General features: G+C 73.4%; 20 protein-coding genes. 7 read left to right on the top strand and 13 right to left on the bottom strand.

All coding sequences use genetic code 11. From position 1 onward, the window contains the following. Window positions 1-8 precede the first annotated feature (8 nt). From BZZ08_RS24030 to BZZ08_RS24020, 3 genes are read right to left on the bottom strand one after another with little or no spacing between them, the layout of a single operon-like run. A complete protein-coding gene (locus BZZ08_RS24030; protein WP_198601665.1) occupies window positions 9-1,298 on the bottom strand; it encodes an ABC transporter substrate-binding protein in 1,290 nt (429 codons plus the stop codon). Beyond that, window positions 1,298-2,131, bottom strand: coding sequence for a carbohydrate ABC transporter permease (locus BZZ08_RS24025; RefSeq protein ID WP_104634334.1), 834 nt, complete (start codon window positions 2,129-2,131; stop codon window positions 1,298-1,300). The genes BZZ08_RS24030 and BZZ08_RS24025 overlap by 1 nt, the downstream gene beginning before the upstream one ends. Next, entirely contained in the window at window positions 2,128-3,075 is a 948-nt protein-coding gene (locus BZZ08_RS24020; RefSeq protein ID WP_104634333.1) for a carbohydrate ABC transporter permease, read from the bottom strand. Before BZZ08_RS24020 ends, BZZ08_RS24025 begins: the two co-directional genes overlap by 4 nt. 151 nt (window positions 3,076-3,226) lie before the next feature. On the opposite strand from BZZ08_RS24020, the gene BZZ08_RS24015 reads away from it, so the two are divergent. Then, window positions 3,227-4,093, top strand: coding sequence for a phosphotransferase enzyme family protein (locus BZZ08_RS24015; protein WP_104634332.1), 867 nt, complete (start codon window positions 3,227-3,229; stop codon window positions 4,091-4,093). 40 nt (window positions 4,094-4,133) lie between these two features. On the opposite strand, the gene BZZ08_RS24010 is transcribed toward BZZ08_RS24015, so the two are convergent. Then, on the bottom strand, window positions 4,134-4,868 hold the full coding sequence (locus BZZ08_RS24010; RefSeq protein WP_104634331.1) for a 3'-5' exonuclease: 735 nt from the start codon (window positions 4,866-4,868) through the stop codon (window positions 4,134-4,136). Between the two features lie 117 nt (window positions 4,869-4,985). Then, window positions 4,986-6,233, bottom strand: coding sequence for an SAV2148 family HEPN domain-containing protein (locus tag BZZ08_RS24005; RefSeq protein WP_104634330.1), 1,248 nt, complete (start codon window positions 6,231-6,233; stop codon window positions 4,986-4,988). Between the two features lie 365 nt (window positions 6,234-6,598). Between BZZ08_RS24005 and glgX the strand changes: the two genes are divergently transcribed. After that, window positions 6,599-8,707 carry a glycogen debranching protein GlgX gene (gene glgX / locus BZZ08_RS24000; protein ID WP_104634362.1) on the top strand — a complete coding sequence of 703 codons (2,109 nt, stop codon included), beginning with the start codon at window positions 6,599-6,601 and terminating at the stop codon, window positions 8,705-8,707. Window positions 8,708-8,775: 68 nt separating this feature from the next. After that, window positions 8,776-11,235, top strand: coding sequence for a malto-oligosyltrehalose synthase (gene treY / locus BZZ08_RS23995; protein ID WP_104634329.1), 2,460 nt, complete (start codon window positions 8,776-8,778; stop codon window positions 11,233-11,235). A gap of 28 nt (window positions 11,236-11,263) precedes the next feature. Here the strand turns inward: treY and BZZ08_RS23990 are convergent, their stop codons facing one another. Further along, on the bottom strand, window positions 11,264-12,604 hold the full coding sequence (locus BZZ08_RS23990; RefSeq protein ID WP_104634361.1) for a M14 family zinc carboxypeptidase: 1,341 nt from the start codon (window positions 12,602-12,604) through the stop codon (window positions 11,264-11,266). Between the two features lie 222 nt (window positions 12,605-12,826). Further along, window positions 12,827-13,378, bottom strand: coding sequence for a DUF1707 and FHA domain-containing protein (locus tag BZZ08_RS23985; RefSeq protein WP_104634328.1), 552 nt, complete (start codon window positions 13,376-13,378; stop codon window positions 12,827-12,829). 246 nt (window positions 13,379-13,624) lie between these two features. Between BZZ08_RS23985 and treZ the strand changes: the two genes are divergently transcribed. Beyond that, window positions 13,625-15,370 carry a malto-oligosyltrehalose trehalohydrolase gene (gene treZ, locus BZZ08_RS23980; RefSeq protein WP_104634327.1) on the top strand — a complete coding sequence of 582 codons (1,746 nt, stop codon included), beginning with the start codon at window positions 13,625-13,627 and terminating at the stop codon, window positions 15,368-15,370. A 56-nt stretch (window positions 15,371-15,426) separates the two neighbouring features. Here the strand turns inward: treZ and BZZ08_RS23975 are convergent, their stop codons facing one another. Beyond that, complete coding sequence (locus BZZ08_RS23975) at window positions 15,427-16,365, bottom strand: aminoglycoside phosphotransferase family protein (protein WP_104634326.1); 939 nt, start codon at window positions 16,363-16,365, stop codon at window positions 15,427-15,429. Between the two features lie 55 nt (window positions 16,366-16,420). Continuing rightward, window positions 16,421-17,551, bottom strand: a complete 1,131-nt coding sequence (locus BZZ08_RS23970) for an aminopeptidase P family protein (RefSeq protein ID WP_104634325.1) — start codon at window positions 17,549-17,551, stop codon at window positions 16,421-16,423. A gap of 173 nt (window positions 17,552-17,724) precedes the next feature. Between BZZ08_RS23970 and BZZ08_RS23965 the strand changes: the two genes are divergently transcribed. Beyond that, window positions 17,725-18,480, top strand: a complete 756-nt coding sequence (locus tag BZZ08_RS23965) for a phosphodiesterase (protein WP_104634324.1) — start codon at window positions 17,725-17,727, stop codon at window positions 18,478-18,480. Window positions 18,481-18,536: 56 nt separating this feature from the next. On the opposite strand, the gene BZZ08_RS23960 is transcribed toward BZZ08_RS23965, so the two are convergent. The 4 genes from BZZ08_RS23960 to BZZ08_RS23945 form a co-directional block, all read right to left on the bottom strand. Further along, window positions 18,537-19,148, bottom strand: a complete 612-nt coding sequence (locus BZZ08_RS23960) for a PDZ domain-containing protein (protein WP_198601664.1) — start codon at window positions 19,146-19,148, stop codon at window positions 18,537-18,539. A 75-nt stretch (window positions 19,149-19,223) separates the two neighbouring features. Continuing rightward, window positions 19,224-21,422: a germacradienol/geosmin synthase Cyc2 gene (cyc2, locus tag BZZ08_RS23955; protein ID WP_104634322.1), complete on the bottom strand. Its 2,199-nt coding sequence runs from the start codon at window positions 21,420-21,422 to the stop codon at window positions 19,224-19,226. A gap of 139 nt (window positions 21,423-21,561) precedes the next feature. After that, the gene (locus BZZ08_RS23950; protein WP_104634321.1) at window positions 21,562-22,779 is read right to left on the bottom strand and encodes a damage-control phosphatase ARMT1 family protein; all 1,218 of its coding nucleotides are present in this window, start codon (window positions 22,777-22,779) and stop codon (window positions 21,562-21,564) included. Window positions 22,780-22,796: 17 nt separating this feature from the next. Further along, window positions 22,797-23,444 (bottom strand): ScbR family autoregulator-binding transcription factor, encoded by a 648-nt coding sequence (locus BZZ08_RS23945; RefSeq protein ID WP_104634320.1) that lies wholly within the window; start codon window positions 23,442-23,444, stop codon window positions 22,797-22,799. 377 nt (window positions 23,445-23,821) lie between these two features. Between BZZ08_RS23945 and BZZ08_RS23940 the strand changes: the two genes are divergently transcribed. Beyond that, window positions 23,822-24,835 (top strand): substrate-binding domain-containing protein, encoded by a 1,014-nt coding sequence (locus BZZ08_RS23940; RefSeq protein ID WP_104634319.1) that lies wholly within the window; start codon window positions 23,822-23,824, stop codon window positions 24,833-24,835. A gap of 68 nt (window positions 24,836-24,903) precedes the next feature. Then, a partial coding sequence (locus tag BZZ08_RS23935; protein ID WP_104634318.1) for a sensor histidine kinase occupies window positions 24,904-26,954 on the top strand: 2,051 nt, incomplete at its 3' end.

Here is a 26,954-nt window from a genome sequence, read left to right as displayed (position 1 = left end):
GGCGGCCGTCAGCGCTGGTAGCGGGCGAGTACGAGGTTGCCGTCCTCCTCCAGTCGGTGGCGCAGTTCGTCCATGCCGATCGCCCCGCTGTAGTACTCCTGGAACGCCGGCGTCGCCACCTTGTCCTTCCACTCGGCGTAGCCCCGCACGGACTGCGCGGGCGCCGAGCGCAGCCGGGCGGCGAGCGCGGTGCCGGTGGCCCAGCCGTGTTCGGCCGTGTGCAGGGCGGGATCCTTCAGGGCCTGCTCGCCGGTGGGCAGCATCCAGTCGCCGAGTGCGAGGCGCACCATGTTGTCCGGCTGGAGGAGGAAGTCGACGAACGCGGCGGCTTCCTCCTTGTGCGGGCTGTCCTCGGCGATGGACAGGGTCTGCGGGCTGACCCCCTGGGCGAGCCCGTCGGCACCGGCCGGGGCGGGCAGCACCTGCCAGTCGAAGCCCTCGGGTGCCTGCTGCTCGATCTGCTGGCGGTAGGAGAAGCCGAGCGGCACCATCGCGTACGTGCCCGCGAAGAAGCCGGGCAGGGTGTCGGAGCCGCCGCTGCCCAGGGTGGTGGGCGAGGCGCTGCGGTCGGTGCCGACCTGGTCGTGGACGGTGCGGGGGACCACCTGGTCGCCGTCCTCGAAACGGACGGTCACCCTGCCGTCGGCGCCCCGGTGGAACAGCTTGCCGCCGGTGGACAGGGAGAGGTTGAGCGTGGCGGAGACGGGCTCCTTCAGCGGCCAGGCCACCCCGTACGTGCCGTCGCCGCTCAGCTCCTTCGTCACCTGCCGGAACTCCGTCCAGGTCCAGGGGTGTTCGGGCGTGGGAATCCGGACGCCGGACTTCCTGAGCAGGGTCGTGTTGGCGATCAGCACCCGCGGCTCCTGGAGGAAGGGCACGCCGTAGACGCCGTCGCCGAAGGTGACCGTCTCCCAGCTGTGCCGCGGTATGTCCGACTTCAGCCGGGTGGGCAGCAGTTCGGTGAGGTCGGCGAGGTAGCCGCCGTAGGCGAAGTCGGCGAGGTCGTCGGAGGCGTCGTGGATGATGTCGGGCGCCTCGCCGCCCTCGAAGGAGGTGAGCAACTGGTCGTGGACGCTGTCCCAGCTGCCCTGGACGTACTCGACGCGCACGTCCGGGTGGGCGGCGTTCCACTCCCGCACCAGTTCCTTGTTGGCCTGCACCGACTCGTCCTGCCAGGCCAGGGACTGGAAGCGCAGGGTGATCCGGCCGTCGTCCGTCCCGTCGCCGCCGTCCGAGCAGCCCGCGAGCAGCAGGATCACGGACAGGAACAGGGTCACGGTCCTCGTACGCGCCCGCATCAGCTCTTCACCGCCCCGGCGAGCATGCCGCCCGTGATCCGCCGCTGGATGAGCGCGAAGACCACCAGCGAGGGCAGGGTCGCGAGGAAGGCGGCCGCGGCGAGCGGTCCGAGGTCGGCGACGCCCTCGGCGCCGATGAAGTGGGTGAGGATCACGGGCAGGGTCTGTTTCTCCGGTGTCTTCAGCAGGACCAGCGCGAAGAAGAACTCGTTCCACGCGGTGATGAACGCGAACAGGGCCGTCGCCACGATCCCCGGCGCGAGCAGCGGCGCGGTCACCGAGACCAGGGTCCGCAGCCGCCCCGCGCCGTCGACCGCGGCCGCCTCCTCCAGCTCGCGCGGCACGGCGCGGACGTAGCCGGCGAGCATCCACAGCGCGAACGGCAGCGACCACACGACGTACACCATCACCAGGCCGGGAACGGAGTTGATCAGGCCGAGGTTCTTCAGGACCAGGAACAGCGGGATGATCAGCAGGACGAAGGGGAAGGCCTGGCTGACCACGACCCATCCGGTGGCCGCCTTGGTGAGCCGGCCGCGGCGGCGGGCCATGACGTACGCCATCGGCGTCGCGATCAGCACCGCGACCACGGCGGCGCCGAGCGCGGCGAGCAGGGAGTTGAGCCCGGCGTGCAGCAGCGGCTGCTCGTCGAATGCCTGCCGGAAGTTGTCGAGGGTGGGGTCCTTCGGGATCCAGGTGGGGTGCAGGCTGGCCAGCTCGCGCGGCGGCTTGAACGCGATGGAGATCAGCCAGAGGAACGGGAAGGCCAGGAAGACCAGGTAGCCGAGCAGTGCGGCGTACTGGCCCGTGCGGGCCGCGGTCGAGGTCCTCACGCCTCGTCACCTCCCTGGGCTGCGCCGCGGAGCCGGCCGGCGAGGAAGACGGCCAGCAGGATCGAGATCACGGCGACCATGACGCAGCCCATCGCCGCCGCGTAGCCGAACTGGCCGTAGCGGAAGGCCTCTTCGTAGGCGAAGAGCATGGGCAGCCGGGTGCGTCCGCCGGGGCCGCCGTTGGTCAGCACGTAGACCAGGGCGAAGGAGTTGAAGTTCCAGATCAGGTTGAGCGCGGTGATGGCGAGCGCGACGGGCCTGAGGGCGGGCCAGGTGACCGTGCGGAAGCGGCGCCAGGCTCCCGCGCCGTCCACCGCGGCCGCCTCGTGCAGCTCGCGCGGGGTGTTCTGCAGTCCGGCGAGCAGGGCGACCGTGGTCTGCGGCATGCCGGCCCAGACGCCGACGACGATGACGGCGGGCAGGGCGGTGCCGAGGCCGCTGAGCCAGTCGTGGCCGCCGCCGAGACCGAGGTCGCGCAGGGTCTCGTTGAGGATGCCCGCGTCCGTGTTGTAGACCAGCCGCCACATGATGCCGACGACGACCTCGGGCATCGCCCAGGGGATGATCGCCAGCGCCCGGGCCAGCCAGCGCATCCGGAGGTTCTGGTTGAGCAGCAGGGCGAGACCGAGGGCGAGCAGGAACTGCGGCACGGTCACCCCGGCGGCCCACACCAGGCCGATCCGGAACGACTCCCAGAACAGCGTGTCGTGCAGCAGGTCCTGGAAGTTCAGGATGCCGATCCACCGGGTGGGCTCCGTGCGGCCGGACTGGGCGTCGGTGAACGCCAGCAGGATGCCGTAGAGCAGCGGCCCCACGCTGAGGACCAGGATGGGGATCAGCGCGGGCAGTACCAGGAACCAGGCGCCGTGGTCCGGCGCGCCCCGTGGGGCGTCCCGGACGGGCGCACGGCGCGCCGGCCTTCTCGGCTCGGTCACCGATGTCACGTAATCAACCCCTTTGCGCGGCTCGGACGGGCCTGGTCATGGTCGTGAAGTGACCGCGTCCCGTCAAGGGCCCGGGACATGCTCCCACCTGTGCGAATGGGACACTGGCCGACGGACGGCGGGAACCTGTACGACACGGAGGCGCGGGACGATGGACGAGGCACGGGCGCGGGAGGTGCTGGCCGCGGCGGGTGTGCTGCCCGGCCCGGCGTCGGCGGCGCGGCTGCTGGCGCTCGGCGAGAACGCGGTGTTCGCCGCCGGGGGCCTGGCGGTCAAGGTCGGCCGCGACGCCGAACTCCTCGGGCGGGCGCGCCGGGAACTGGCCGTCGCGCTCTGGCTGGAGGAGGCGGGCGTGCCGGCGGTGCGGGCGGCCGAGCCGACGGCGCTGTCCGTCGACGGGCACCCGGTGACCGTGTGGCGCCGGCTGCCCGAACCGGTGCGGCCCACCGAGCCCCGGGACGTGGCGGCGCTGCTCCGGCTCGTCCACGAACTGCCTCTCCCCTCCTCCTTCGAGCTGCCGCCCCGCGAGCTGCTGGGCGGTGTGGAACGCTGGCTGCGCCTCGCGGGCGACGTGATCGATCCCGAGGACGCCGCGTTTCTGCGGGCGCGCCGGGACGGCTTCGCCGCGGCCGCCGCCGCGCTGACCCCGCACCTGACGCCGGGCCCCATCCACGGGGACGCGCTGCCCCGCAACGTGCACGTCGGTCCGGACGGACCGGTCCTGATCGACCTGGAGACCTTCTCCGCCGACCTGCGCGAGCACGACCTCGTGGTGATGGCGCTGAGCCGGGACCGCTACGGGCTGCCCGCCGAGGCGTACGACGCCTTCACCGCGACCTACGGCTGGGACGTGCGCGAGTGGGACGGCTGCGCGGTGCTGCGCGGGGCCCGGGAGACCGCCAGCTGCGCCTGGGTGGCCCAGCACGCGCCGAGCAATCCCAAGGCACTGGCCGAGTTCGAACGCAGGGTGGCGTCGCTGCGGGACGGCGACCCCGAGGTGCGCTGGTACCCCTTCTGACGCTCGCCGTCCGGCCCGCCGGCCGTTCGACGGGTCCGGGTCAGACCCGCCCGTCGGCCGGTTCCCCGGCCAACTCGCGCAGCGGCCAGGCCCCGTCGACGACGGCCGTGGCATCGCCCTTGCGGCGCAGGAAGCCCTGGAAGTCCGCCGCCCACTCGGCGTACCACTCGATCTGGCGGCGGTGCAGGTCCGCCGGGCCGAGGGCCGCGACCTTGGGGTGGCGGCCGGCTATCGCACAGGCCAGCCGGGCGGCGGCGAGGGCGTCGGCCGCGGCGTCGTGGGCGGCGTCGAGCGGGACGCCGTACTCCCGGCAGACCGCCTCCAGATTGCGCTTGCCCCGGCGGTAGCGGTCGACGGAGCGGTCGATGGTGTACGGGTCGATGACCGGGGCGGGGTCCAGGCCGCCCAGGCGCTCGCGCAGGGACGGCAGTCCGTGGCGCCGCAGCTCGGCGGAGAGCAGGGTGAGGTCGAAGGCCGCGTTGTAGGCGACGACCGGGACGCCGGCCTTCCAGTGGTCCGCGAGGACGTCGGCGATGGCGTCCGCGACCCGGTCGGCGGGGCGGCCCTCGTTGGCCGCGCGTTCGTTGCTGATGCCGTGCACCGCGACCGCGTCCGCCGGGATCTCCACTCCGGGGTCGGCCAGCCACTCCCGCCGGCCGAGCGGCTCGGAGTCCCTGACCTCGATCACGGCCCCCGTGACGATGCGCGCCTCGTGCGGATCGGTGCCCGTCGTCTCCAGGTCGAAGCCGATCAGCAGCTCCCGGTGCCAGCCCATGGGCGGTCCCCCTTCTTGGTGGTGCTTTCCCCCAGTGGTCTCCACCTTCCCACGGGCCACTGACAATCAGAGGATCGCATTCCGCTTATCCCCGCTCCGGCCCCGGGGTGGCGATGTTCACGACACCGGGCGCGAATCCGCCCACATCAGCTCGAACTCCTCACGGTAGGTGGGGAAGAGTCCGCCTTCTTCCAGCCGGTCCGACTTCACGACCTTTCCGCCGTTGCGCCCGTTGCGCAGGACGAGGACCGGTGCCTCCATGCCCCGCGTGCGGCGCAGGTAGGACTGGACGACCGCGACGCCGTCGGCGCCGTCCCCGTCGACGAGGTAGGCCGTGAAGCGGGGCGTCTCGTCGAAGACCTGGATCTCGAAGGCGCCCGGGTCCCGCAGCCGGGCCCGCACGCGGCGCATGTGCAGGATGTTCATCTCCACGGCGCGGCTCAGCTCGCCCCGCTTGATGCCCAGTTCGCGCTCGCGGCGCTTGATGGCGCTGGAGGCCGGGTTCAGGAAGAGCAGCCGCACCCGGCCGCCCGCCTCGGCCATCCGCAGCAGGCGGCGGCCGGAGAAGTTCTGCACCAGCAGGTTGAGGCCGATACCGAGGGCGTCCACGCGGCGGGCGCTGCCGAACAGGTCCTCGGCGGGGAACTGGCGCAGCAGCCGCACCCGGTCCGAGTGCACGGCGACCACGTCGGCGTAGCGGTCCCCGACCAGGTCCTCCACGGCGTCCACCGGGAGCCGGCGCGCGGACGGCACGTCGCTGCCCGCGCCGAGCACTTCGAGCAGCCGTGCGGAGGCCCGTTCGGCCTGGTTCAGGACCGCCTCGGACAGGGCCCGGTTGCGGGAGACGACGTTGCGGGTGACCTCCAGCTCGTCCAGGGCGAGTTCGACGTCGCGGCGCTCGTCCACGTAGGGCTCGAAGCAGGGCCAGTGCTGCACCATCAGCTCGCGCAGCTGGGGCAGGGTGAGGAAGCTGAGGACGTTGTCGTCGGCCGGGTCGAGCAGATAGCCCTTGCGGCGGCTGACCTCCCGTACCGCGACGGCGCGCTGCACCCACTCCTGGCCCGCGGGTCCGGCGGCGGCGACCACCCAGTCGTCGCCGTGGACCGGTTCGTAGACCGGCCGCAGGACGGCGGCGACGACGGCGCGCAGCCGCTGCTCGACGAGATTCAGCCAGATGTAGGCCCGGCCCGCCCGCTGCGCACGCGTGCGCACCTCGTGCCAGGCCGCGGCGTCCCAGTCCAGCTCCGGACCGATCGCGCCCGCGTTCATGGGCCGCGCCAGGGACACCGCACCGGGCGGGACGTCCGTGGAGTTCCCCTGGTGACCGTCGTCACCAGGAGGCAGCTCCAGCCCTCCCGAGCCCACCCGAGTACCGCCTTCCGCTCCCCCGGACACTGCCGGGGACACCCCGTCCCAACGATCAAGGAAGGGTACTCCGGGAGCGGTCCGCGGTGCAGCCCGATGGACGGGCCGGTTTCGCCAACCTCCTTGATCCGCAGGCGTGTTCCTCCCATACTCACACCGAGGAGTGAGGGGATTCATACCGGTGACGTGGGCGGGTACCGGAACGGTGGCTTCGCAACCGTTCCTGGGAATCATGCGGGGGGAACGTCCCATGGGTGGGTAGGAGGACGTACGTGCTAGGTGGTCGCCTCACTTTCGGGGAGACTTCCGGGGACTCGGAGCCAAGGCGTCCGCACCGGCGCCCCACACCTGAAAGAGTCGTGTTCATGCAGGTCTGGCCTGGAGAGGCGTATCCACTGGGTGCCACGTACGACGGCGCCGGCACCAACTTCGCGGTCTTCACGGAGGCCGCCGAGCGAGTAGAGCTGTGTCTGCTGCACGACGACGGCTCGGAGACGGCGGTCGAACTGCGGGAGAGCGATGCCTTCGTGCGGCACGCCTTCGTACCGGGGGTGATGCCGGGGCAGCGGTACGGATACCGCGTGCACGGCCCGTACGCCCCGGAGCGCGGGCTGCGCTGCAACAGCGCCAAGCTGCTCCTCGATCCGTACGCGCGTGCGATCAGCGGGGCGGTCCAGTGGGGCGAGGAGGTGTACGGCTACCACTTCGGCGAACCCGAACGGCGCAACGACCTCGACTCGGCCCCGCACACGATGACGTCGGTCGTGGTCAACCCGTACTTCGACTGGGGCGACGACCGGCGCCCCCGCACGGAGTACCACCACACGGTGATCTACGAGGCCCACGTCAAGGGCCTGACCATGCGGCACCCGGGCCTCCCGGAGGAACTGCGCGGCACCTACGCGGCCCTCGCGCACCCGGCGCTGATCGAGCACCTCACGGATCTCGGGGTGACCGCGCTGGAGCTGATGCCGGTCCACCAGTTCGTCAACGACCACCGGCTGGTGGACATGGGCCTCAACAACTACTGGGGCTACAACACGGTCGGCTTCTTCGCCCCGCACAACGCGTACGCCTCCTGGGGCGACCGCGGCCAGCAGGTGCTGGAGTTCAAGTCGGCGGTCAAGGCGCTGCACGAGGCCGGGATCGAGGTGATCCTGGACGTGGTCTACAACCACACGGCCGAGGGCAACCACCTGGGTCCGACGCTGTCCTTCAAGGGGCTGGACAACCCCTCGTACTACCGGCTGGCCGACGATCCCCGCTACTACATGGACACCACGGGGACCGGGAACTCGCTGCTCATGCGGTCCCCGCACGTGCTCCAGATGATCATGGACTCGCTGCGCTACTGGGTCACCGAGATGCATGTCGACGGGTTCCGCTTCGACCTCGCGGCCACCCTGGCCCGGCAGTTCCACGAGGTGGACCGGCTGTCGTCGTTCTTCGACCTGGTGCAGCAGGACCCGGTGGTCTCGCAGGTGAAGCTGATCGCCGAGCCGTGGGACGTCGGTGAGGGCGGCTACCAGGTGGGCAACTTCCCGCCGCTGTGGACCGAGTGGAACGGCAAGTACCGGGACACGGTGCGGGACCTGTGGCGCGGCGAGCCGCGCACGCTGGCGGAGTTCGCGTCCCGGCTGACGGGTTCCTCCGACCTCTACCAGGACGACGGGCGGCGCCCGCTGGCCTCGATCAACTTCGTGACCTGCCACGACGGCTTCACCCTGCACGACATGGTGTCCTACAACGACAAGCACAACGAGGCCAACGGCGAGGACAACCGGGACGGCGAGAGTCACAACCGCTCCTGGAACTGCGGTGTCGAGGGCGACACCGACGACCCGGCGGTGCTGGAGCTGCGGGCGCGGCAGATGCGCAACTTCATCGCCACCCTGCTGCTCTCCCAGGGCGTCCCGATGATCAGCCACGGGGACGAGTTCGCCCGCACCCAGCGGGGCAACAACAACGCCTACTGCCAGGACAACGAGCTGGCGTGGGTGGCGTGGCCCGAGGACGACCCCGACCTGCTGCGGTTCACCCGCGCGATGGTGTGGCTGCGCAAGGACCACCCGGTCCTGCGCCGGCGCCGCTTCTTCCACGGGCGCCCGGTGCAGGGCACCCACGACGAGCTGTCGGACATCGCCTGGTTCACCCCGGAGGGTGCGGAGATGACCCAGCGGGACTGGAACTCGGCGCGGGCGTCCGCGCTCACGGTGTTCCTGAACGGCAACGCGATCTCCGAGCCGGACCCGCGCGGGGAGCGCATCGCCGACGACTCCTTCCTGCTGATGTTCAACGCGGCGCCGAAGCCGCTGGACTTCGTGGTGCCGGTCGACCACGGCCGGCAGTGGGAGGTGGTCGTCGACACCGCCCTGGCGGCGGGCGTGCCCGCGGACACGGGCCCGAAGGTGCAGGCCGGGGACCGGCTGACCCTGGTGGACCGGAGCCTGACGGTGTTGCAGCGGCCGGTATAGGCGGCTGCCCTGCACCCGTGCAGGGGGTCGGTGACAGGAAAGGCGGCGGGGCGGGTACGTAGGTTTCCATGACACCTGAGCGACCCGACCCGGTGCCGTCCCCGGCCTCTCCCGCCTCCGCCGTCCCTCCCTCCTCCCCCTCCCCCAGCACCCCCTCCTCCATTCCGTCGGCCACCTACCGGCTCCAGCTGCAGCCGTCCTTCCCCTTCAAGGCCGCGGCGGCGGCCGTGCCGTACCTGGCCTCGCTCGGCGTGTCGCACCTGCACCTGTCCCCCGTCCTGGAGGCGGTCCCGGGCTCGCCGCACGGCTACGACGTCGTCGACCACGCGCGCGTGCGCGCCGAACTGGGCGGCGAGGACGGGCTGCGGGCGCTGTCGCGCACCGCGCGGGAGCACGGTCTGGGCCTGGTGGTGGACATCGTGCCCAACCACATGGCGATGTCGCCGCGCCACAACCGGGCCCTGTGGGAGGTACTGCGCGAGGGGCCCCGGTCGCCCTACGCGCGCTGGTTCGACATCGACTGGCAGGCGCAGGACGGCCGGCTGCTGCTGCCGGTGCTGGGCGCACCGCTCGGCGAGGTGCTGGCCGACCTCCGGGTCGACGGCGACGTGCTGCGCTACCACGAGCACGCCTTGCCGCTGCGGGACGGCACCGCGGACCTGCCGCTGCCGCGGCTCCTGGACGCGCAGTGGTACCGCCCGGTGTGGTGGCGGCTGGCCCGCACCGAGCTGAACTACCGGCGCTTCTTCAGCATCTCGGAGCTGATCGGCGTGCGGGTGGAGGACCCGGAGGTGTTCGAGGCCACCCACGGCACGATCCTGCGGCTGCTGCACGAGGGCGTGGTCGACGGACTGCGCGTCGACCATCCCGACGGCCTCGCCGACCCCGACGCGTACCTGGAACGGCTGCACCGGGCGAGCGGCGGCCGGTGGACGGTGGTGGAGAAGATCCTCGCGGACGGGGAGCGGCTGCCCGCCGCCTGGCCCGTCGCCGGCACGACCGGCTACGACGCCCTGCGGCACGTCGACGGGCTGTTCACGGACCCCGCCGGGTACCGGCAACTGCTCGACCGGTACCGCCGGTTCGCGGCCCCGCGGGCGGACCTGGGCGGGGACTGGGCGGCGACGGTGCGGCGCGCGGCGTACCGGGTGCTCACGCACGAGCTGGCCACCGAGCTGGACCGGCTGACCCGGGTGGCGCACCGCCTGTGCGCGGCCGCGCCCGACCCGGCGCTGCGCGACCGGGCGCCCTGGGCGCTGCGGACGGCGCTGCGGGAGCTGCTGGTGCGGCTGGAGGTGTACCGGCCGTACACCTCGGTGGACGCGGCGACGGTCGTCACCGAGGAGGCTGCGGCCGAGGCCCGGCTCGCCTTCGCGGTGCCCGAGGAGGCCGGCGCGGTGGACGTCGTCCGGGACCTGGTGCTGGGGCGGTACGGGGACGGGCCCGAGCACGTGGAGTTCCGGACGCGGTTCGCGCAGACCGCGTCGGCGCTGCGCGCCAAGTCCGTCGAGGACACGGCGTTCTACCGCTACGTGCCGCTGCTGTCGGCGACCGAGGTGGGCGGCGACCCCGGCCGTCCGGCCGTGTCGCCGGCGGAGTTCCACGCCTACTGCGCGCGCGTGCAGCGCGACTGGCCCGCCACGGGCACGGTCGTCTCGACCCACGACACCAAGCGCAGCGCCGACGTGCGCGCCGCGCTGGCGGTGCTCACCCAATGCCCCGCGCGGTGGGCGGACGTGCTGACGGAGGTCGCGGACCTCACCGGCACGGGCGAGGGCACGCCGGACGGGCAGCTGGCGTGGGCGGCCTGGCAGACGGTGTTCGGTCTGGGCCCGGCGGACGGGGAGCGCGTGCGGGAGGCGCTGCTCAAGCACGTGCGCGAGGCGGGGACGCACACCAGCTGGACGGAGCAGGAGCCCGCGTACGAGGAAGCGGTGGCGCGGTTCGTGGCGGCGGGGCCGTGCGGCGCGCCGGGCGGACGGGTGGCCGCCCTCCGCGACGCGCTCGCGCCGCACGTCCGGGCCAACGTCCTCGGCACGGCCCTGGTGCATCTGACGATGCCGGGCGTACCGGACCTCTACCAGGGCACCGAGCACGAGTACCTGGCACTGGTGGACCCGGACAACCGCCGCGCGGTGGACTTCCCCGCCGCCGGGGACGAGGGCTGGGCCGGAGGCGCCGGGGAGAAGGCGGCGGTGACCCGGGCGGCGCTGGCGCTGCGGGCGCGGCGGCCCGGCACCTTCGGCGACGCGGGAACGTACGAGCCGCTCGCCGCCGAGGGCCCGGCGGCGGCCCACTGCGTGGCGTTCGTCCGCTCCGGCCGGGCCCTGACGGCCGTGACCCGGCTGTCGCTGCGGCTGGCGGAGACGGGAGGCTGGCGCGGCACGACGCTGCCGCTGCCGCCCGGCAGGTGGACCGACACGCTGGCGCCCGGACGGGAATTCACAGGGCACGCGCGCGTGGAGGATCTTTTCGCGGACACGCCGGTGGCGCTGCTGGAGCGGGTGGAGACGGCGGAGACCGCGTAGGGCGGAGGGAACACCGGGGGTGAGCGCGTCAGTCGCGGTGCATCGGGACCGCGGCCTCGGAACCCAGGCCGGGCTCACCCGAGCGGGAGCCGGCACCGACCCGCCGCCCGGCCAGTTCGAACGCCGCGAGAACCACCCGGGTCTGGTACTCCACCTGCCGCCCCACCGGTATCCAGTGCGCCGCGCAGCCGTCGCGGTAGTCGGCGCAGCCCTCGTCGACGAGCCGGTCCAGCTCGGCCAGGACGCCCGCCGGATCGCCCCCGGTGCGGGTGACCAGCTGGTGCAGCAGTCCCGCGGTCCGCAGCGACAGGCGCCGTCCGGCCAGCCGCAGCGCGACCAGGTGGGAGGTGTTCATCGGCGGCAGGGAGCGGCCCGTCCCGTCGTCGGTGTCCGGGTCCCACGCGTCGGCGAGCCGGGGGCAGACCAGGAGGTAGTCGTCGATCGGTGCGAGCAGGTGCGCCGCCTCCGGCACATCGGCGAGATGGGGCCTGAGCCGGGCGAGGACCCGGTGCAGGCGCCGGGTGTCGTGACGCAGGGTACGGCTCACGGCGCGCAGCACCCCGTCGCGGTCGGCCGGGGGTGAGGCGTCCGCCACGCCCGCCACGGCCCACATGGGCGCCTCGACGACCGCGGTGACGGTGCCGTGGCGCCGCGGGTGGCACCACGTCGAGTCGACGGCCGCCTCGGTGATGGCCGCGGTGAGGTCGCCGCGGCGGGGCGGCGGGATGCGGTAGACGGCGGGTCCCAGATCGGGCCAGTACAGGGTGTCGTAGGCGCCGAGTTCGCGGGGTATGCCGAGCCGGGCCGCGGTGTGGGCGATGCGCTGGGCGAGGCCCGGCAGGTCGTGGGTCAGCTCGACGAAGCCGCCGCCGACGTCCACGCCGTGCAGGGAGCACTGCAGGAAGGGCCGCAGTTCGTCCTGGAGTGCGAGCAGGGTGCGGGTCTCGGGCAGCGTGGCGCGGTCCGGGCCGTCGGGCAGCCACTCGGGCTGCTCCAGGAAGCCGGGCCGGAAGAAGTTCCGGGCGTAGCGGCCCAGGGTGTAGGGGCCGGTGAGCCAGCCCTCGTTGCGGCGCAGCCCGTCGGGGTCGACGCACAGCAGCAGGTTCCAGGTGGCGTCGGCGCCCTCGGTGAGCCGGGGGTCGGCGACGGCCCGCTCGGCCAGCCGCAGGGCGGTGGCGCCGCCCACGGGCTCGTTCGCGTGCGGTCCGGCGACGACGAGGACGTGGCGGTCGCCGTGGCCGACGGAGAGCAGCAGCAGCGGGCTGCCCGCGCGGGAGGTGCCGACGCGGCGCAGCCTGGCGTGCCGGGGATGCCGGGCTACGAGTGCGGCGGCCCGGGCCTCCAGCTCGTCCGCGGTCGGGTAGCGCAGGAGGGGCGGCAGGGCACACCTCCACGAAGCGGGGCGTCGGTTCACCTGGTGTGCGCGGTGTACACACAGTCAGGCACGAGTTGTGGGGTACGTCAACACCGCGAAAAGCAAAGGGTTTGCGCCACGGAACCGACCGCGACGCCGCGTGAAGCGCGGGCCATGGATCCGTCCGGTCCGCGTCGGACCGCCCGGGCCCCGCGCCCGGGCAGGAGGCCGGTCGCGTCAGTTCGCCGCCAGCCGGAAAGCCATCCCGCCGAAGCCGATCTGGTCGCCCTCGCGGACGACGGCCGCGCCGATCACCCGCCGCCCGTTGACCGTGGTGCCGTTGGTGGAGCCCAGGTCACGCAGCACCCACATGCCGCCCTGGAGGCTGAGTTCCGCGTGCACCCGGGAGACCGTCTCGTGGCTCAGCCGCAGCCCGCTGGCGGGGTCGCGCCCTATGCCCAGGGGATGACCGGCGCCGGGATGGGGCAGCAGCAGCTTGGGCAGCCGCTCGGCCCGCCACGCCCGGCCGAGCCGTACGCCGAACCCGGACACCGCCTCGACGGTGCCGAAAACCAGCCGCGACAGCCGGCTCTCGGTGGGCAGGTCGGCGGTGAGCGCGGCCAGCTCCTCCAGACGGCGGGCGACGAGCGCCAGCTCCATCCGGCGGATGAACGTGTCGTGCGACAGGCGCCCCATGGCGACGCCGTCCCGGAGGACGTTCAGCGCCTTGTCGCGCTCCGCGTCGGACAACCGCGCGGGGTACACGGGGAACTCGAAGGACGACGTCACGCAGCTGATTGTGGGTCAGCGGCGCCGGGGTGTCCAGCAGACGGTTCGTCGGCCAGGGCGTACCGCGGGGAGACGGCGGCGCCGCGCGACGCCTGGGCGGGCGGCGTCCGCGGGGGCGCTCACCGGTCCACGTCCGGCGGGGAAACGATCTCGGCCGCGCGTCCGGGTCAATCCCCAGCGGAATGATCCGAGGTGGAGGACCATGGACGGGTCGCATCACGGTGAGCAGACGAAGGGGAACCGTCCGTGCAGTTCGAGGTGTGGGCACCGCAGGCCGGCCGAGTGACGTTGCAGTGCGACGGCGCCACGCGCGCGCTGGAGCGCGATCCGGAGCGGCGGGGGTGGTGGTGCGGTGAGGCGGAGGCGCGGGACGGTTCGCGCTACGGCTTCGCGGTGGACGACGGGCCGGTGCTGCCGGACCCGCGCTCGCGCCGCCAGCCGGACGGTCCCGACGGGCTGAGCGCGGTCGTCGACCACGGCCGGTACGCGTGGCGCGCCCCGTGGACGGGGCGTCCGCTGCCCGGCGGGGTCCTGTACGAGCTGCACGTGGGGACGTACACACCCGAGGGCACCCTCGACGCCGCCGCCGCACGCCTCGAACACCTGGTGCGACTGGGCGTCACCCACGTCGAGTTGATGCCGCTGTGCCCCTTCCCCGGGCGGCACGGCTGGGGGTACGAGGGGGTCTCGCTGTGGGCGGTGCACGAGCCGTACGGCGGGCCCGAGTCGCTGCAACGGTTCGTCGACCGGGCGCACGCGCTCGGCCTCGGCGTGGTCCTGGACGTGGTGCACAACCACCTGGGCCCGTCCGGCAACTACCTGCCCGCCTTCGGCCCGTACTTCACCGACACCCACCACACGCCCTGGGGCATCGCCGTGAACCTGGACGCGCCCGGTTCGGACGAGGTGCGGGCCTTTCTGGTGGACAGCGCGCTGGCGTGGCTGCGGGACTACCGGCTCGACGGGCTGCGCCTGGACGCGGTGCACGCCCTGGCCGACACGCGCGCGTGCCACTTCCTGGAGCAGTTGTCGGCCGCCGTGGACGACCTCGCGGCCGATCTGGACCGGCCGCTCTTCCTGATCGCCGAGTCCGACCTGAACGACCCCCGGATCATCACCCCGCGCGCGGAGGGCGGTCTCGGCGTGCACGCGCAGTGGAACGACGACTTCCACCACGCGCTGCACGCCGCGCTGACCGGGGAGTCGCAGGGCTACTACGCCGACTTCGCGCGCGATCCGCTGGCGGCGCTCGCCAAGACGCTGACCCGGGGGTACTTCCACGACGGCACCTACTCCAGCTTCCGGGGCCGCTCGCACGGCCGTGCGCTGGACCGCGGCCGGGTCGCCGCGCACCGGCTGACCGGCTACAGCCAGACCCACGACCAGGTCGGCAACCGCGCCCAGGGAGACCGCCTGGCGTCCCTGGTCTCCCCCGGGCTCGCCGCCTGCGCGGCGACCCTGACGCTGACCGCGCCGTTCACGCCGATGCTGTTCATGGGCGAGGAGTGGGCGGCCGGCACGCCGTGGCAGTTCTTCACCGACCACACCGACCCGCAGCTCGCGGAGGCCGTACGGCGCGGCAGGCGGCGGGAGTTCGCCGCGCACGGCTGGCGGGAGGAGGACGTGCCCGACCCGCAGGACCCGGCGACGCGCGAGCGCTCCTGCCTCGACTGGACGGAGCCGGAACGCGAGCCGCACGCGCGCGTACTGGACTGGTACCGGCGGCTGATCGCCCTGCGCGCCGAGCAGCCGGACCTGACCGATCCGGACCTCGCCGACACCAGGGTGGCGTACGACGGCACGGGGCGCTGGCTGGCCTTCCGGCGCGGTGACATCCGGGTGGCCGTCAACCTGGGCGCGGAACCGGCGGCGATCCCCCTGGGCAACCGCCCCGCGCGCGTGCTCGCCGCCTGGGAACCGGTCGAGGGCCCGGGCGCGAACGGAATACTGCGGGTACCGGGCGAGTCGAGCGTGGTGCTGGCGCAGGACTGAGGAGGGCTCCCGGGCAAAGCCCGCGCGCACCCTCCACGCGGCCGCCCGGCGCCCGCTCAGGCGGGCTCGTCCGGGTCGTCGTCGCGCAGTTCCGTCACGCGTTCCAGGAGGATCGGTTCCCAGGCGCGTCGCAGTCGGGTCCTGAGCAGGGGCAGGGGCGGCGGCGCGCCGGACCGGTCGGCGAGTGCCTCCGCGAGGTCCACGACCGCGTCGCAGCGGGCCAGCCACAGGCCGCGCAGACAGGGCCGGGCGCCGTATCCGGCGAGGGTGGCGGCGCGGACGGCGGCCGGTGAGCCCACGGAGAGGGCGAGCCCGGCGATGTCCTCGGCCGGGTCGCCGAGGACCGCGTCGCTCCAGCCGAGGACGCCGCGCACCCGCCCGTCGGCGCTGACCACCAGGTGTCCGCCGGTCAGCCCGTGGTGCACCAGGACCGCAGCGCCCGGCTGGACGCCGAGCTGGGCCGTCGCCTCCCGGGTGAGCCGCTCGGGCCGCGCGGCGTCGAACTCGTCGGCCTCGGCGAGGACGCGGGCGGCACGCTCGGCGGACTGCCGCAGGGTCTCCAGGACGCGCGGGGCCACCCGCGGCACACCGAGCGTCTCGGCCTGCCGGACCGGCACCTCGCGCAGGCCGGTGAGCACCGCCGCGAGGTCCGCCTCGCCGAGGGCGGACACGTCGTGGTCCTCACCCGACCCGCCGGCCACCTTGGCGTCCAGCGTGTAGGTGAGGCCGGGGGCCCACTCGCCGTGTGCCACGCTCGTCGGCAGCGCGACCGGGACGTACGGCCGCACCAGCTCGCGCAGGCGCAGTTCGCGGCGTCCGCGCACCGCGGTCTCCCGGTCCGGGGCGAGCCGCAGGACGTGCCGGGCGCCGACCCACCACGTGTCGGGTTCGGCGCCCTCGGCGACCGGCCGGACGTCGGGTTCCGTGCTGCCGCCCAGCAGGGAGCGGACCAGTCGGCGGACGGTGTCCGCGGTGGGTGTCGGTGCCTGGGTCATGTCGCGCCGTCGTCCTCCGGGTCTGCCGGGGCGTTCGGGGTCCGTCCGTCACCGGTCACTCGACGACGACCATCTCCCGCGTGGTGTCGTTGAGCCGCCGGCCGCCGTCCGCGGTGACGGTGACGATGTCCTCGATGCGTACCCCGAACCGGCCGGGCAGATAGACACCGGGCTCGACGGAGAAGCACATGCCGGGCACCAGGGGCTGCTCCTCGCCCTCGATCATGTACGGCGGTTCGTGCGTGGTGACGCCGATGCCGTGCCCGGTGCGGTGGATGAAGTACTCGCCGTACCCGGCGTCGGCGATGACCGCGCGGGCGGCCCGGTCGACGTCCTGGCAGGCGGCGCCGGGCCGCACCGCCCGGAAGCCGGCCTCCTGCGCCTCGCGGACCAGGTCGTGCACCCGGCGCTCCTCGTCGGTGGGTTCGCCCACGTGGACGGTGCGGGAGGTGTCCGAGCCGTAGCCGTCCTTGAGGCCGCCGAAGTCGAGGACGACCATGTCGCCGTCCTCGATGACGCGGTCGCCGACCTCGTGGTGCGGGTTGGCGCCGTTGGGGCCCGAGGCCACGATGGTGAAGTCGACCTGGGAGTGCCCGGAGCGGCGCAGCGACTCGGCCAGGTCGGCGGCGACCTCGGACTCCCGGCGCCCGCCGAAGCGGACCTGCCGGATCTCCTCGAAGGCGGCGTCCGCGGCCGCGCCCGCCGCCGCCAGCAGTTCCAGCTCCGCCGCGTCCTTGACGGCCCGGAGCATGGGCAGCGCCTCGGTGAGGGAGGCGTAGGAGGTGCCGGGCAGGGTGCGCTGGAGCGCCAGCAGGTGCATGGCCCAGGCGTTGTCGCTGATGCCGAGGCGTCCGGATCCGTCGAGGAGGGCGGCGGTGGCCGCGTAGGGGTCCTTGCCGTCGGTCCAGTCCCGCAGCGTCAGGGCGGGCGCGCCGGCCGCCTTCGCGGCGTCGGGGGCCTCCAGGGCCGGGACGACGAGCACGGGATCACGTCCCGGGGCGAGGACCAGCAGGGTGAGCCGTTCGGTGTCCGCCGTGGGCGCGTAACCGGTGAGCCACACCAGGTCGGGGCCCGGGGCCACCAGCAGCCCGGCCAGCCCGGCGTCGGCTGCCGCCCGCACGGCGCGCTCCATCCGGGTCCGGTAGTCGTCGGCGGTGAAGGAAGCAGCGGGCCTGCTGCCGGTCATCCGGGCCTCCCAGGGCGCGAGGGTGAAGGGACCACGGGCAGCATCCTGCCCCCCGGGCGGGGGCGACGCGAGCCGATTGGCATGGAGCGATCCCGGCAACTAATGATTGGATGCCTTCCAAGCATTAGCTACGGGGACGTCCGCGGTCCGGACGTCCGGAGGAGGCCGACACCGTGCTCGTACTCGCGCACATCAGCGATCTGCACCTGGACGGGAGCCCGCGGGCGACCGAGCGCGCCGAGCGGGTGCGCGACCGGCTGTGGCGGCTGCCGGGGCGGGTGGACGCGCTCCTGGTCACCGGGGACATCGCGGACCACGGCACGGAGGCGGAGTACGAGGAGGCCGCCCGCGTCCTGGGACTGCGCGACGGCTCCGCGCCGTTCCCCGTGCTCACCTGTCCGGGCAACCACGACAGCCGCGCGCCCTACCGCAAGGCCCTGCTCGGCCGGCCGGCCGCCGACGGCCCGGTCAACGCCCTGCACGTCTTCAACGGCGGCGCGGTCCTGATGTGCGACTCCAGCATCCCGGGCAGCGACGAGGGAGAGCTGGACGAGGAGACGTACGACTGGATCGAGGCGTCGCTCGACGGACTCGACGGCGACCGGCCGGCCCTGCTCGCCCTCCACCACCCGCCCACGGCCCTGCACCACCCCCTGCCCGACTCCTACCGGCTGCGCCACCCCGAGCGCCTCGCCGCGCTGCTGGAGCGAAGGCCCCGGATCGCCGGGCTGATCACCGGTCACGCCCACACACCCGCCGCCACCGTGTTCGCCGGGCGGCCGCTGGTGGTGGGCCCCGGGGTGACGTGGACGCTGCGGCTGCCCTGGGAGGGCGCGGAGATCGCGGACCGGGACGCGCCGGTCGGTCTCGCCTTCCACGTGCTGGACGACGCCGGACGGCTCACGAGCCACTTCCGTACGGTCGCGTGACGGCACGGTCCCGTGACGGCACGGTCGCGTGCCGGCGGTGTCAGGTGCCGAGGGCGTCATGTGACGACGCCCGGTACGGCCGTCAGCTGCTGGTAGCCGCCGCTCCGGTGGCGCACGGTGAGCGTGACCTCCTTGCCGGGGCGGGCGCGGGCCACTGCGCGCGCGAGGTCGGCGGCCGAGTCGACGCGGGTCCTGCCGAACGCCAGCAGGACGTCGCCCCGCACCAGGCCCGCCGCGTACCCGGGCCCCGGCACGTGGACGCCGACGACCCGGGCCCCGGGCTTCTCGTCGTCCACGGCCTCCACACCGAGGGTCGCGCCGGCCGGCGTCACCGGTGAGGGGGACGGACCGGCCGGGGAATCGGCCGACGGGTGCGCCGGGGCGGCCCGGGTGCCCGTCGCCGACCCGGCGCCCTCTCCCGCTCCCGCCGCCCCGGCCTGCTGCTGCATCTCGGCCAGCTTGCTCATGCCGATCACCGTGGCGCCCACCGTGCCGAGTCCCACGCCCGCCAGGACCAGGACCGCCGCGGCGAGCACGCCGAGCAGCAGGGTGGTGAGCCGCCGGCGGCGCCGGCGCCCGGGGTGCGGACGCCGGGCGGTGTCGGGCTCGGTGCCGGGCCCCGGGTCCCGGCCGGGCATCGGCTTGGGACGCAACGCTGTCTGTTCCATGGATCGCCTCCGGCAGGTGCTCTACCCGGCGCACCGGCGCGTGACGAGCCACGAAAGAGTGAGACTGAACGTCGGTCAGGGCGTCAGGGCGGGACTGCTCCTCGGCACGGCGACCGGCGCGGGCACGGGCGCGGCCGGGATCCGGTCCGGGAGGAAGCCGTGGGTGCGGCTCGCCAGGTACTCGGCCTTGTAGCGCGGGACGTTCCGGTGCCAGTTGAGGATCCCCGCCATCCAGTTCTGCAGGTCGGTGACATAGCCGTGCATGATGGTCCGCGCCTCCTCGGACAGCTGGAAGTCGTCGTAGACGACGGGGAGTTCGTGCGCGACGACGTGCTCGAACTGGCGCATGCGCTGGTTCATCAGGTCCTGCACGACGCCCAGGGCGGCCGGGTAGTCGACGCCGAAGAAGTTCTGCACGACGAGGACGGCGTTGTGGATCTCGCCCTCGTACTCGATCTCCTTCTGGTACGAGAAGACGTCGTTGAGCAGGCACGCGTAGTCGATCGCCGCGTTCTCCAGGGAGCGGACCGGACCGCTGCGGTAGACCTCGGGCGGCACCGCCGGGCCGTGTCCGGCGCGGCACAGGCCCAGGGTGAGGTCGGAGCCGAAGGTGGCGCGCCGCATCTCCAGGTAGTCCACCGGGTCGGGGACGCGGTTCTGGATCTGGTTGGACAGCTCCCACACCCAGGCCTCGGTCATCGTGTCGACGGCCGCCCTCAGCGGGCGCCGCTCCTGCGGTGTCATCCCGGCCGTGGTGCGCACCCACAGGTCGATCAGGGAGCGTTCCATGGCGTTGACGGGCGGCGGGACGGGCTCGCCGTCGAGCGGCATGCAGGCCGACAGGCGGGCGGTGGTCAGCCGGGCGGCGGCGAGGTCCCGGCGGTGGCCGTACACGAGCGGGTAGTAGTCGTCGCCGTAGGTGCCGAAGGCCAGCCAGCCGGAGGCGAGGTCCAACTGGTCCTGGGTGGCGTCCGGGTCGAGGCCGGCCGCGCACAGGGGGAGGTCGCAGCTCGCGAGCTTGTCCTCGTCCCAGACCCCCTCGCTGAGGATGCCCATCCGCGCGCACCACTCGGACAGGTGGCGCCGGGCGCCCTCCAGGGCGGGGCTCAGCGCCAGCGGGTAGGGCATGCGGATGTCGGGGATGACGGACGGGCCGACCTTCTGGAAGGGCACGTTGGTGTAGGGGCGGGCCCGCTGGGCGACCGCCGCGGCGAGCAGCGCGCCGACGTCCGCGGCGGAGGTGCCGGGCCCGGTCAGGGACTGCCAGCCGGCCAGGGGACGCTCGCCCTTGTTCATGTAGCGGCTGGAGCGCATGTGCCATTCGTGACCGCCGGACTGCCAGTCCTGGAGGCCCTTCGTGTACGCCGCGACGGCGGCGGCCTCCGGCGGGGTCAGGCCGTTCTCCAGGGCGACGGCGGGCACCTCGGTGAACGCGGTGTGCTCGAACTGGTGCAGCCGTGAGGTGAGGACGTCGTTGACCAGCTCGGCGGCCTCCTGGGTGGTGCAGCCGAAGAAGGTCTCCAGGACCAGCACCCCGTTGCTCAGCTCACCCTCGTCCTCGACCTCCCGCTGGTAGGAGAAGAGGTCGTTGCGCAGGTGCACGGCGTCGGAGAACGTCTCCATGAGCACCCGCAGCGGCCTGGTCCCGGCGACGGCGGCGGGCACCTCGGCGGTCGCGTACTCCACTAGCCCGGCGGACCAGGGGGCGCCGCCGACCTTGCGGCGCATCTCGATGTACTCGACGGGGTTGGCGACGCGCCCCTCGTTGATGTTGGACAGCTCCCACATGGACTCGTTGAGCAGGTGCTCGGTGGCGACGGCGAAGCGGCGGCGCCAGCCGGCCGACATCGCGGGCACCGTGCGGGTCCACAGGTCGGCGAGGCCGGCCTCCACCGGGTTCTCCGGCTCGGGCATCTCGGTGGCGTCGTCGAGCGGCATGAACAAGGGGAGCCGGTCCAGGTGGGCCTTGCCGGCCAGGCGGTCCTGGCTGCGTTTGAACTTCTCCAGGAAGTGGTCGTCGAAGAAGAAGACCCACACGTACCAGTCGGTGATGAGGGAGAGCGCCGGCCCGTCGCAGTCGGGGTGGGTGTAGGCGCAGAGCAGGCCGTAGTCGTGGGCGTCGAGGTCGGACTGCTCCCAGACCCCGGAGCCCTCCAGCATGCCCATCTCGCGCGCCCACGTCGTCGAGTGGGCGCGGGCCTCGTCGAGATGCGGGTTGAGCCGCGCGGGATGCGGCAGGTAGAAGTGCGGGAGTTGGAAGGGCTGTCGCGTCATGGCCGGGCACTACCCAGGCCCCTCCGGACGCATCCGCCGGGCCGCACATGATCACACCATCGCGTGAATCAGCCCGGAATACGGGAACTTCGCCCGCGGTCCTCCCTCAGCGCTCCCTGGGCACTCCCTCGGCACTCCCTCAGCATCCGACCTGGATCAGCGCGTGCGTTCCGCTCGTCCGCCAGCGCCGCTCGCCGCTCGCCTCCAGCGCGGCCTCGGTCCTCGCGTCGAGGCCGGTGACGACGTCGGACTTGAGGGTGCGCAGCGCGGCGACGGGGCCGGGGAAGTACGCGGTGACGTCCGCGAAGGAGGTGGTCGGCGGCCACCACCGGTCGCCCACCAGACGCCGGTAGTTGAGGTCGCCCTTGAGGACGGTGACGGTGGCCGCGGCGAAGTCCCCGCGCAGGTCGTCGGGCATGTCCGCGTACGGCAGCGGGGCGCAGGAGAAGGGGTGGGCGCGGACGGTGACGCGGCCGTCGCTCAGGGCGCTCCAGAGGCGCTCGCCGTGGGCCGCCGCGGCACCGCCCGCCGTCACGAGCCGCCGCAGGGCGTCGAGCACGTCGGTGGGCGTGGCGTCGGAGACGTAGTACGGGTACGGCTTGACGTGCAGGACGGCCCGGTCGACGCGGCCCTCGGCCAGGAGGTGCGAGACGAGGAGCAGGTCGGGGACGAGTTCGCGGCCGGCGTTGTCGGCGACGAGGCACAGCGTGGCCGGTTCCCGGTCCGGGGCGCCCGTCCCGGGGGCCGGGAGCAGGGACCAGAGGGTGTCGCTGTCGTCGGCGACGAGGGCCTCCGCCTCGCCCCGGTCGTCCGGGCCCCGGTCGGAGAGGCGGAAGCCGAGGTCGGCGCGGTTGCCCCACAGCGAGCCGTGCAGCAGGGCCCGGGTCCGTTCGTCGGCGGGCAGGCGGTCGAGGCCGTCCAGCGCGGCCAGTTCCTCGTCCGTCTCCGGCGCGTCGAGTTCGGCGAGCTTGGCGGGCCGGAAGGGGTCGACGCCCTGCCAGGCGCCGGGGCCGAAGTAGCCGACGGCGTCGAGGAGCCGGCGGTAGAAGTGGCTCTCGGCCCACAGCCAGGGCACGTCGTACCAGGAGCGGCCGGCGTACGCGTCCATGCCCCACCGCGCCCAGCGGTCCCGGTCCCGGCCGGTGGGGTCGGCGTCGGCGGGCAGCGGCTCGACCACGCCGTCGGCGCAGCCGGCGAGCAGCGCGTCGAGCGCGTGGCGCCGTTCGGGATCGAGGGGGAAGGCGTCCCGCACCTGCCGCACGATGGCGGGGTGCCGCTCGGCCAGCACGCCGTGCGGGAAGGAGCCGGGCTCGTCGGCGACGATGACGGGGGCGGGCACGAACGGGGTGTCGGGCATGCTCGTCACCGTACCGGTCAGGCCGTGGCCGTCTCCCGTTCCAGGCGGGCCGCGAGGGTGAGGTAGCGGGCGCGCCGGGTCACCGGGACCATGCCGCGGATCAGGATGTACCACATCTCGGCGAGGCGACGGGGCTGGCGCCCGGCCGGTTCGAGGGTGCCGCTGACGACGCGGGTGCCGACGATGGAGCAGACGAGGGTGTGGGCGACGGAGTCGACGTCGATGTCCGGGTGCACGTCGGACTGACGTACGGCGTTCAGCAGCCGGGACGTGGCGATCTCCCGCCACTCGGTGAAGGGGTGCGGCAACGGCGGCCGTACCGGTACCCCGGCGGTGGCGAGCCGCAGCCCGGCCCGCAGCACCGGCCCCTCCTCGCAGAGCCGGGCCATGCCGAACGTGAGGCGCATCAGCGCCTCCAGCGAGGAGTAGCCCCGCCCGTCCAGGTCGCTCGCCAGCCGGCGGGAGGTGCGGGACTGTATCTCCATGATGGCGTGCGCGAGGTCTTCCTTCGCCGCGAAGTGGAAGTACAGAGCGCCCTTGGTGACCCCGGCGTGGGCGACGATCTCGCTCAGGCTGGTCGACTCGTAGCCGTGCCGGTCGAACAGGTCGGCCGCCGCACCGACGATCGTCGCGCGGGTCTGCTCGGCGCGTAGCTGCCTCGCCATCGGCTGGACTCTCCCGGGCTGGAACTCAACAGACCGTGTCGCCTGTCTTTACCCCCCGTACACGATAACTCACGGACTAACTGTCCATCAGATCAACCCCGGTGGACCCCTGCACGGCGCGTGCCCGTCGCGCACACCGCCGCGCACGCCGTCGGGCATACCGCCCGGCATTCCGCTTCGGCCCGCTTTCGCCGTCCCGTTCATCACGATGCGGCACCGACAACTCGCAGCAGTTCGCTGGTCACTTGACTACCAGCGGTCACACACGGTTTGCTCCGGCCAGGCGAGTTTCACCCGGTTGGCGCACTGACCCGCGGCTCCGGGCCCGCTCGCTCCGTTCCTCCTGCTCGGCCGCACAGCGAGGTGCCCCCGCCCCCATGAGTACAGTTCCCCCGCCCATCCACTCCCCCGGACCCCTGCGCACCGCGGCCCTCGCCGCGGCCGTCTGTCTGCTGGTGGCCGGCTGCTCCGCCCTCGGCGGGGACGAGGACGGCTCGGCGGCGGACGCCGCGGGCGGGTCCGGCGGCGACCGGATGAAGCTCGTCATGGTCACCCACGGCGGTGAGGGCGACGCCTTCTGGGACCGGGTGCGCAAGGGCGCCGAGGCGGCGGCCGCCAAGGACGGCGTCGACCTGACCTACGCCGGGGACGCCGACACCGCCGACCAGGCCGACCTGGTGCGGGACGCCGTCCGCGACAAGGCCGACGGCATCGCCGTGACCCTGGCCAAGCCGCAGGCGATGAAGGCGGCGGTCGCCGAGGCCAAGGCCGCCGGGATTCCCGTGGTCGGCCTCAACTCCGGTATCGACGCCTGGCGTGCCACCGGGCTCCTGGAGTACTTCGGGCAGGACGAGAGCGTCGCGGGCCGGGCCGTCGGCGACAAGCTGAACGACCTCAAGGCCAAGCACGCCATGTGCGTCATCCACGAGCGCGGCAACGTCGCCCTGGAGGCCCGCTGCGCCGGTGTGAAGAAGACCTTCCGGGGCGAGACCGAGATGCTCTACGTCGAGGGCACCGACATGAAGGCGGTCGGCGCCGCCGTCACGGCGCGGCTGCGGCAGGACCCCGACATCGACGAAGTCGTCATGAACGGCGCGGCGTTCGCCCTCACCGCCGTCGAGTCGGTCGACGAGGCGGGCAGCTCCGCCCACGTCGCCACCTTCGACCTCGACAACGACCTGGTCGCCGCGGTCAAGCGCGGGGACGTCCAGTTCGCGGTGGACCAGCAGCCGTACCTGCAGGGCTACCTCGCGGTGGACGCGCTGTGGCTGTACCGCACCAACGGCAACGTCAGCGGCGGCGGGGTGGCCCCCGTGCTGACCGGCCCCGCGTTCGTGACCCGGACCAACGCCGACTCGGTCGCGAAGTTCGCCGCGGGCGGCACCCGGTGACCGGGTCCCGCGGCCGACGGCGTCCGCCCGCCTCCGCCCCTCTCCCCCACTGATCGCCTAGGACGACGATGTCTGCACGCAAGACACGGAAGACTCGGGAGACGCGGAAGGCCCGGCGGAAGGGCGCCCGGCGCCGCCTCGGCTCCATACGCCTGTCCCTCATCCTCCTGGCCCTGGTGCCCGGCGTCACCCTCGCGGCCGTGTGGGGCGTCACGACGATCCAGATGTTCTCGGAGGGGCTGCGGCTGCGCGCGCAGACGGAGCTGAGCCGGGACACCGGCGCCATGGGCACCGAGGCCGCCCTCGCCCTGCAGAAGGAGCGCAGCCTGTCGGCCGCCTGGCTGGCCGAGCCGGACGGCGACCGGGCGGAACTGGACGCGCAGCGCAGGAAGACGGACGAGGCGGTCGCCCAGCTCGTGGGCCAGTCGGACGCGATCCAGAACGCTCCCGACCGGATCTCGGACCGGCTGTACTCGGTGCTCGGTTCGGTGGGCAGCCTGGAGTACTACCGCAACCAGGTGGACGACCCCAGCGACATCACCCCCGAGCAGGCGCTCGACCAGTACACCTCGATCGTCGACGAGCAGATCCACGCCTTCCAGGAACTCTCCCAGGTCGACGACGGGGATCTCACGTCCCGGGCGGGTCCGCTGGTCGCCCTGGAGCACGCCGCCGAGCTGACCTCCCAGGAGGACGCCCGGCTCACCCTGGCCTGGCCGTCCGACCGGATGAACCAGGAGCAGTGGACGAACTTCGCCCAACTGGTGCACACCCGCCGCTGGCTGGTGCAGGACCAGATCGTTCCCTCGTTGACCGGGAGCGCGAAGACGCAGACCGAGCGCATCCTCGCCAGCTCCGAGTGGAAGTCCTTGCAGGACGTCGAGGACCAGGTGCTCGAGGCCCGTTCGGCGGGCGGGGGCGAGCGGATCGACCTGCCGGACGCGCGGCAGCGCTGGAACGCCGCCTTCGAGTCGATCTCCACCCAGTACGGCCAGCTCGTGCGGCAGCAGACGGACGGTCTCCTCGACCGCAGCGCCGAGGAGGCCCGGGGCCTGCTGATCAAGGCCGGCGTGCTCAGCGCGGGCGGGCTGATCGCGCTGGTGCTCTGCATCGTCATGTCCTGGCGCATCACCCGCTCGCTCTCCCGGCGGCTGCGCGGGCTGCGGCTGGCCACCCTGAGCCTGGCCGAGGAGCGGCTGCCCGACGTGGTGGCCCGGCTGGAGCGGGGCGAGACGGTCGACGTGGAGTCGGCGACCCCGCCGCTGGACTACGGGCAGGACGAACTCGGCCAGGTCGCCCAGGCGTTCAACACCGCCCAGCGCACCGCCGTGCACACCGCCGTCGAACTCGCCGACACCCGGCGCGGCTTCCAGAAGGTCATCCTGGGCATCGCGCGGCAGAGCCAGAACCTCGTCAACATGCAGCTCGGCAAGCTGGACGCCCTGGAGCGCGAGCACACGGACCCCGAGATCCTCAAGGGCCTGTACGAGCTGGACTCCACGGCCAGCCAGTTGCGGCGCTACGAGGAGAACCTCGTCATCATCAGCGGTGAGCAGCCCCGGCGCACCTGGCGCGAGCCCGTGTCGCTGGTGGACATCCTGCGCAGCGCCGTCGGCGAGGTCGCCGAGTACCAGCGGGTGGAGCTGCACGCCGACGAGGAGGTGGCCCTCGCCCCGCCCGCGGTGGCCGACGTGATCCACCTGCTGGCCGAGCTGATCGACAACGCGACCTCCTACTCCCCCGCGCCCAACCCGGTCGGGGTGCGGGCGGCGCTGGTGGCCAAGGGTCTGGCGGTCGAGATCGAGGACCGCGGGCTCGGCCTGTCGGAGGAGGACTACGCGTCCTTCAACGCCCAGTTGGCGGTGGCTCCGCAGTTCGACGTGGTGGCGCTCGCCGACGACCTGCGGCTCGGCATGTTCGTCGTCGCCCGGCTCGCCCACCGGCACGGCATCACCGTCACACTGCGCCCCTCCCCGTACGGCGGAACCACGGCGATCGTGCTGATCCCGCACGAGATCGTGGTGCGCGAGCCGGACGGCGGGGCGGACGGCCCGGGCGCCGCGGTGGCCGGCGTGCGGGACCGCCGGGTCGCCGGGGCCATGGCGGCCACCGCGCGCGA

This window comes from Streptomyces sp. MH60 (assembly GCF_002939385.1).
In the GTDB taxonomy this organism is placed as follows: Bacteria; Actinomycetota; Actinomycetes; order Streptomycetales; family Streptomycetaceae; genus Streptomyces.
This window is presented reverse-complemented; position numbering and strand designations above follow the sequence as displayed.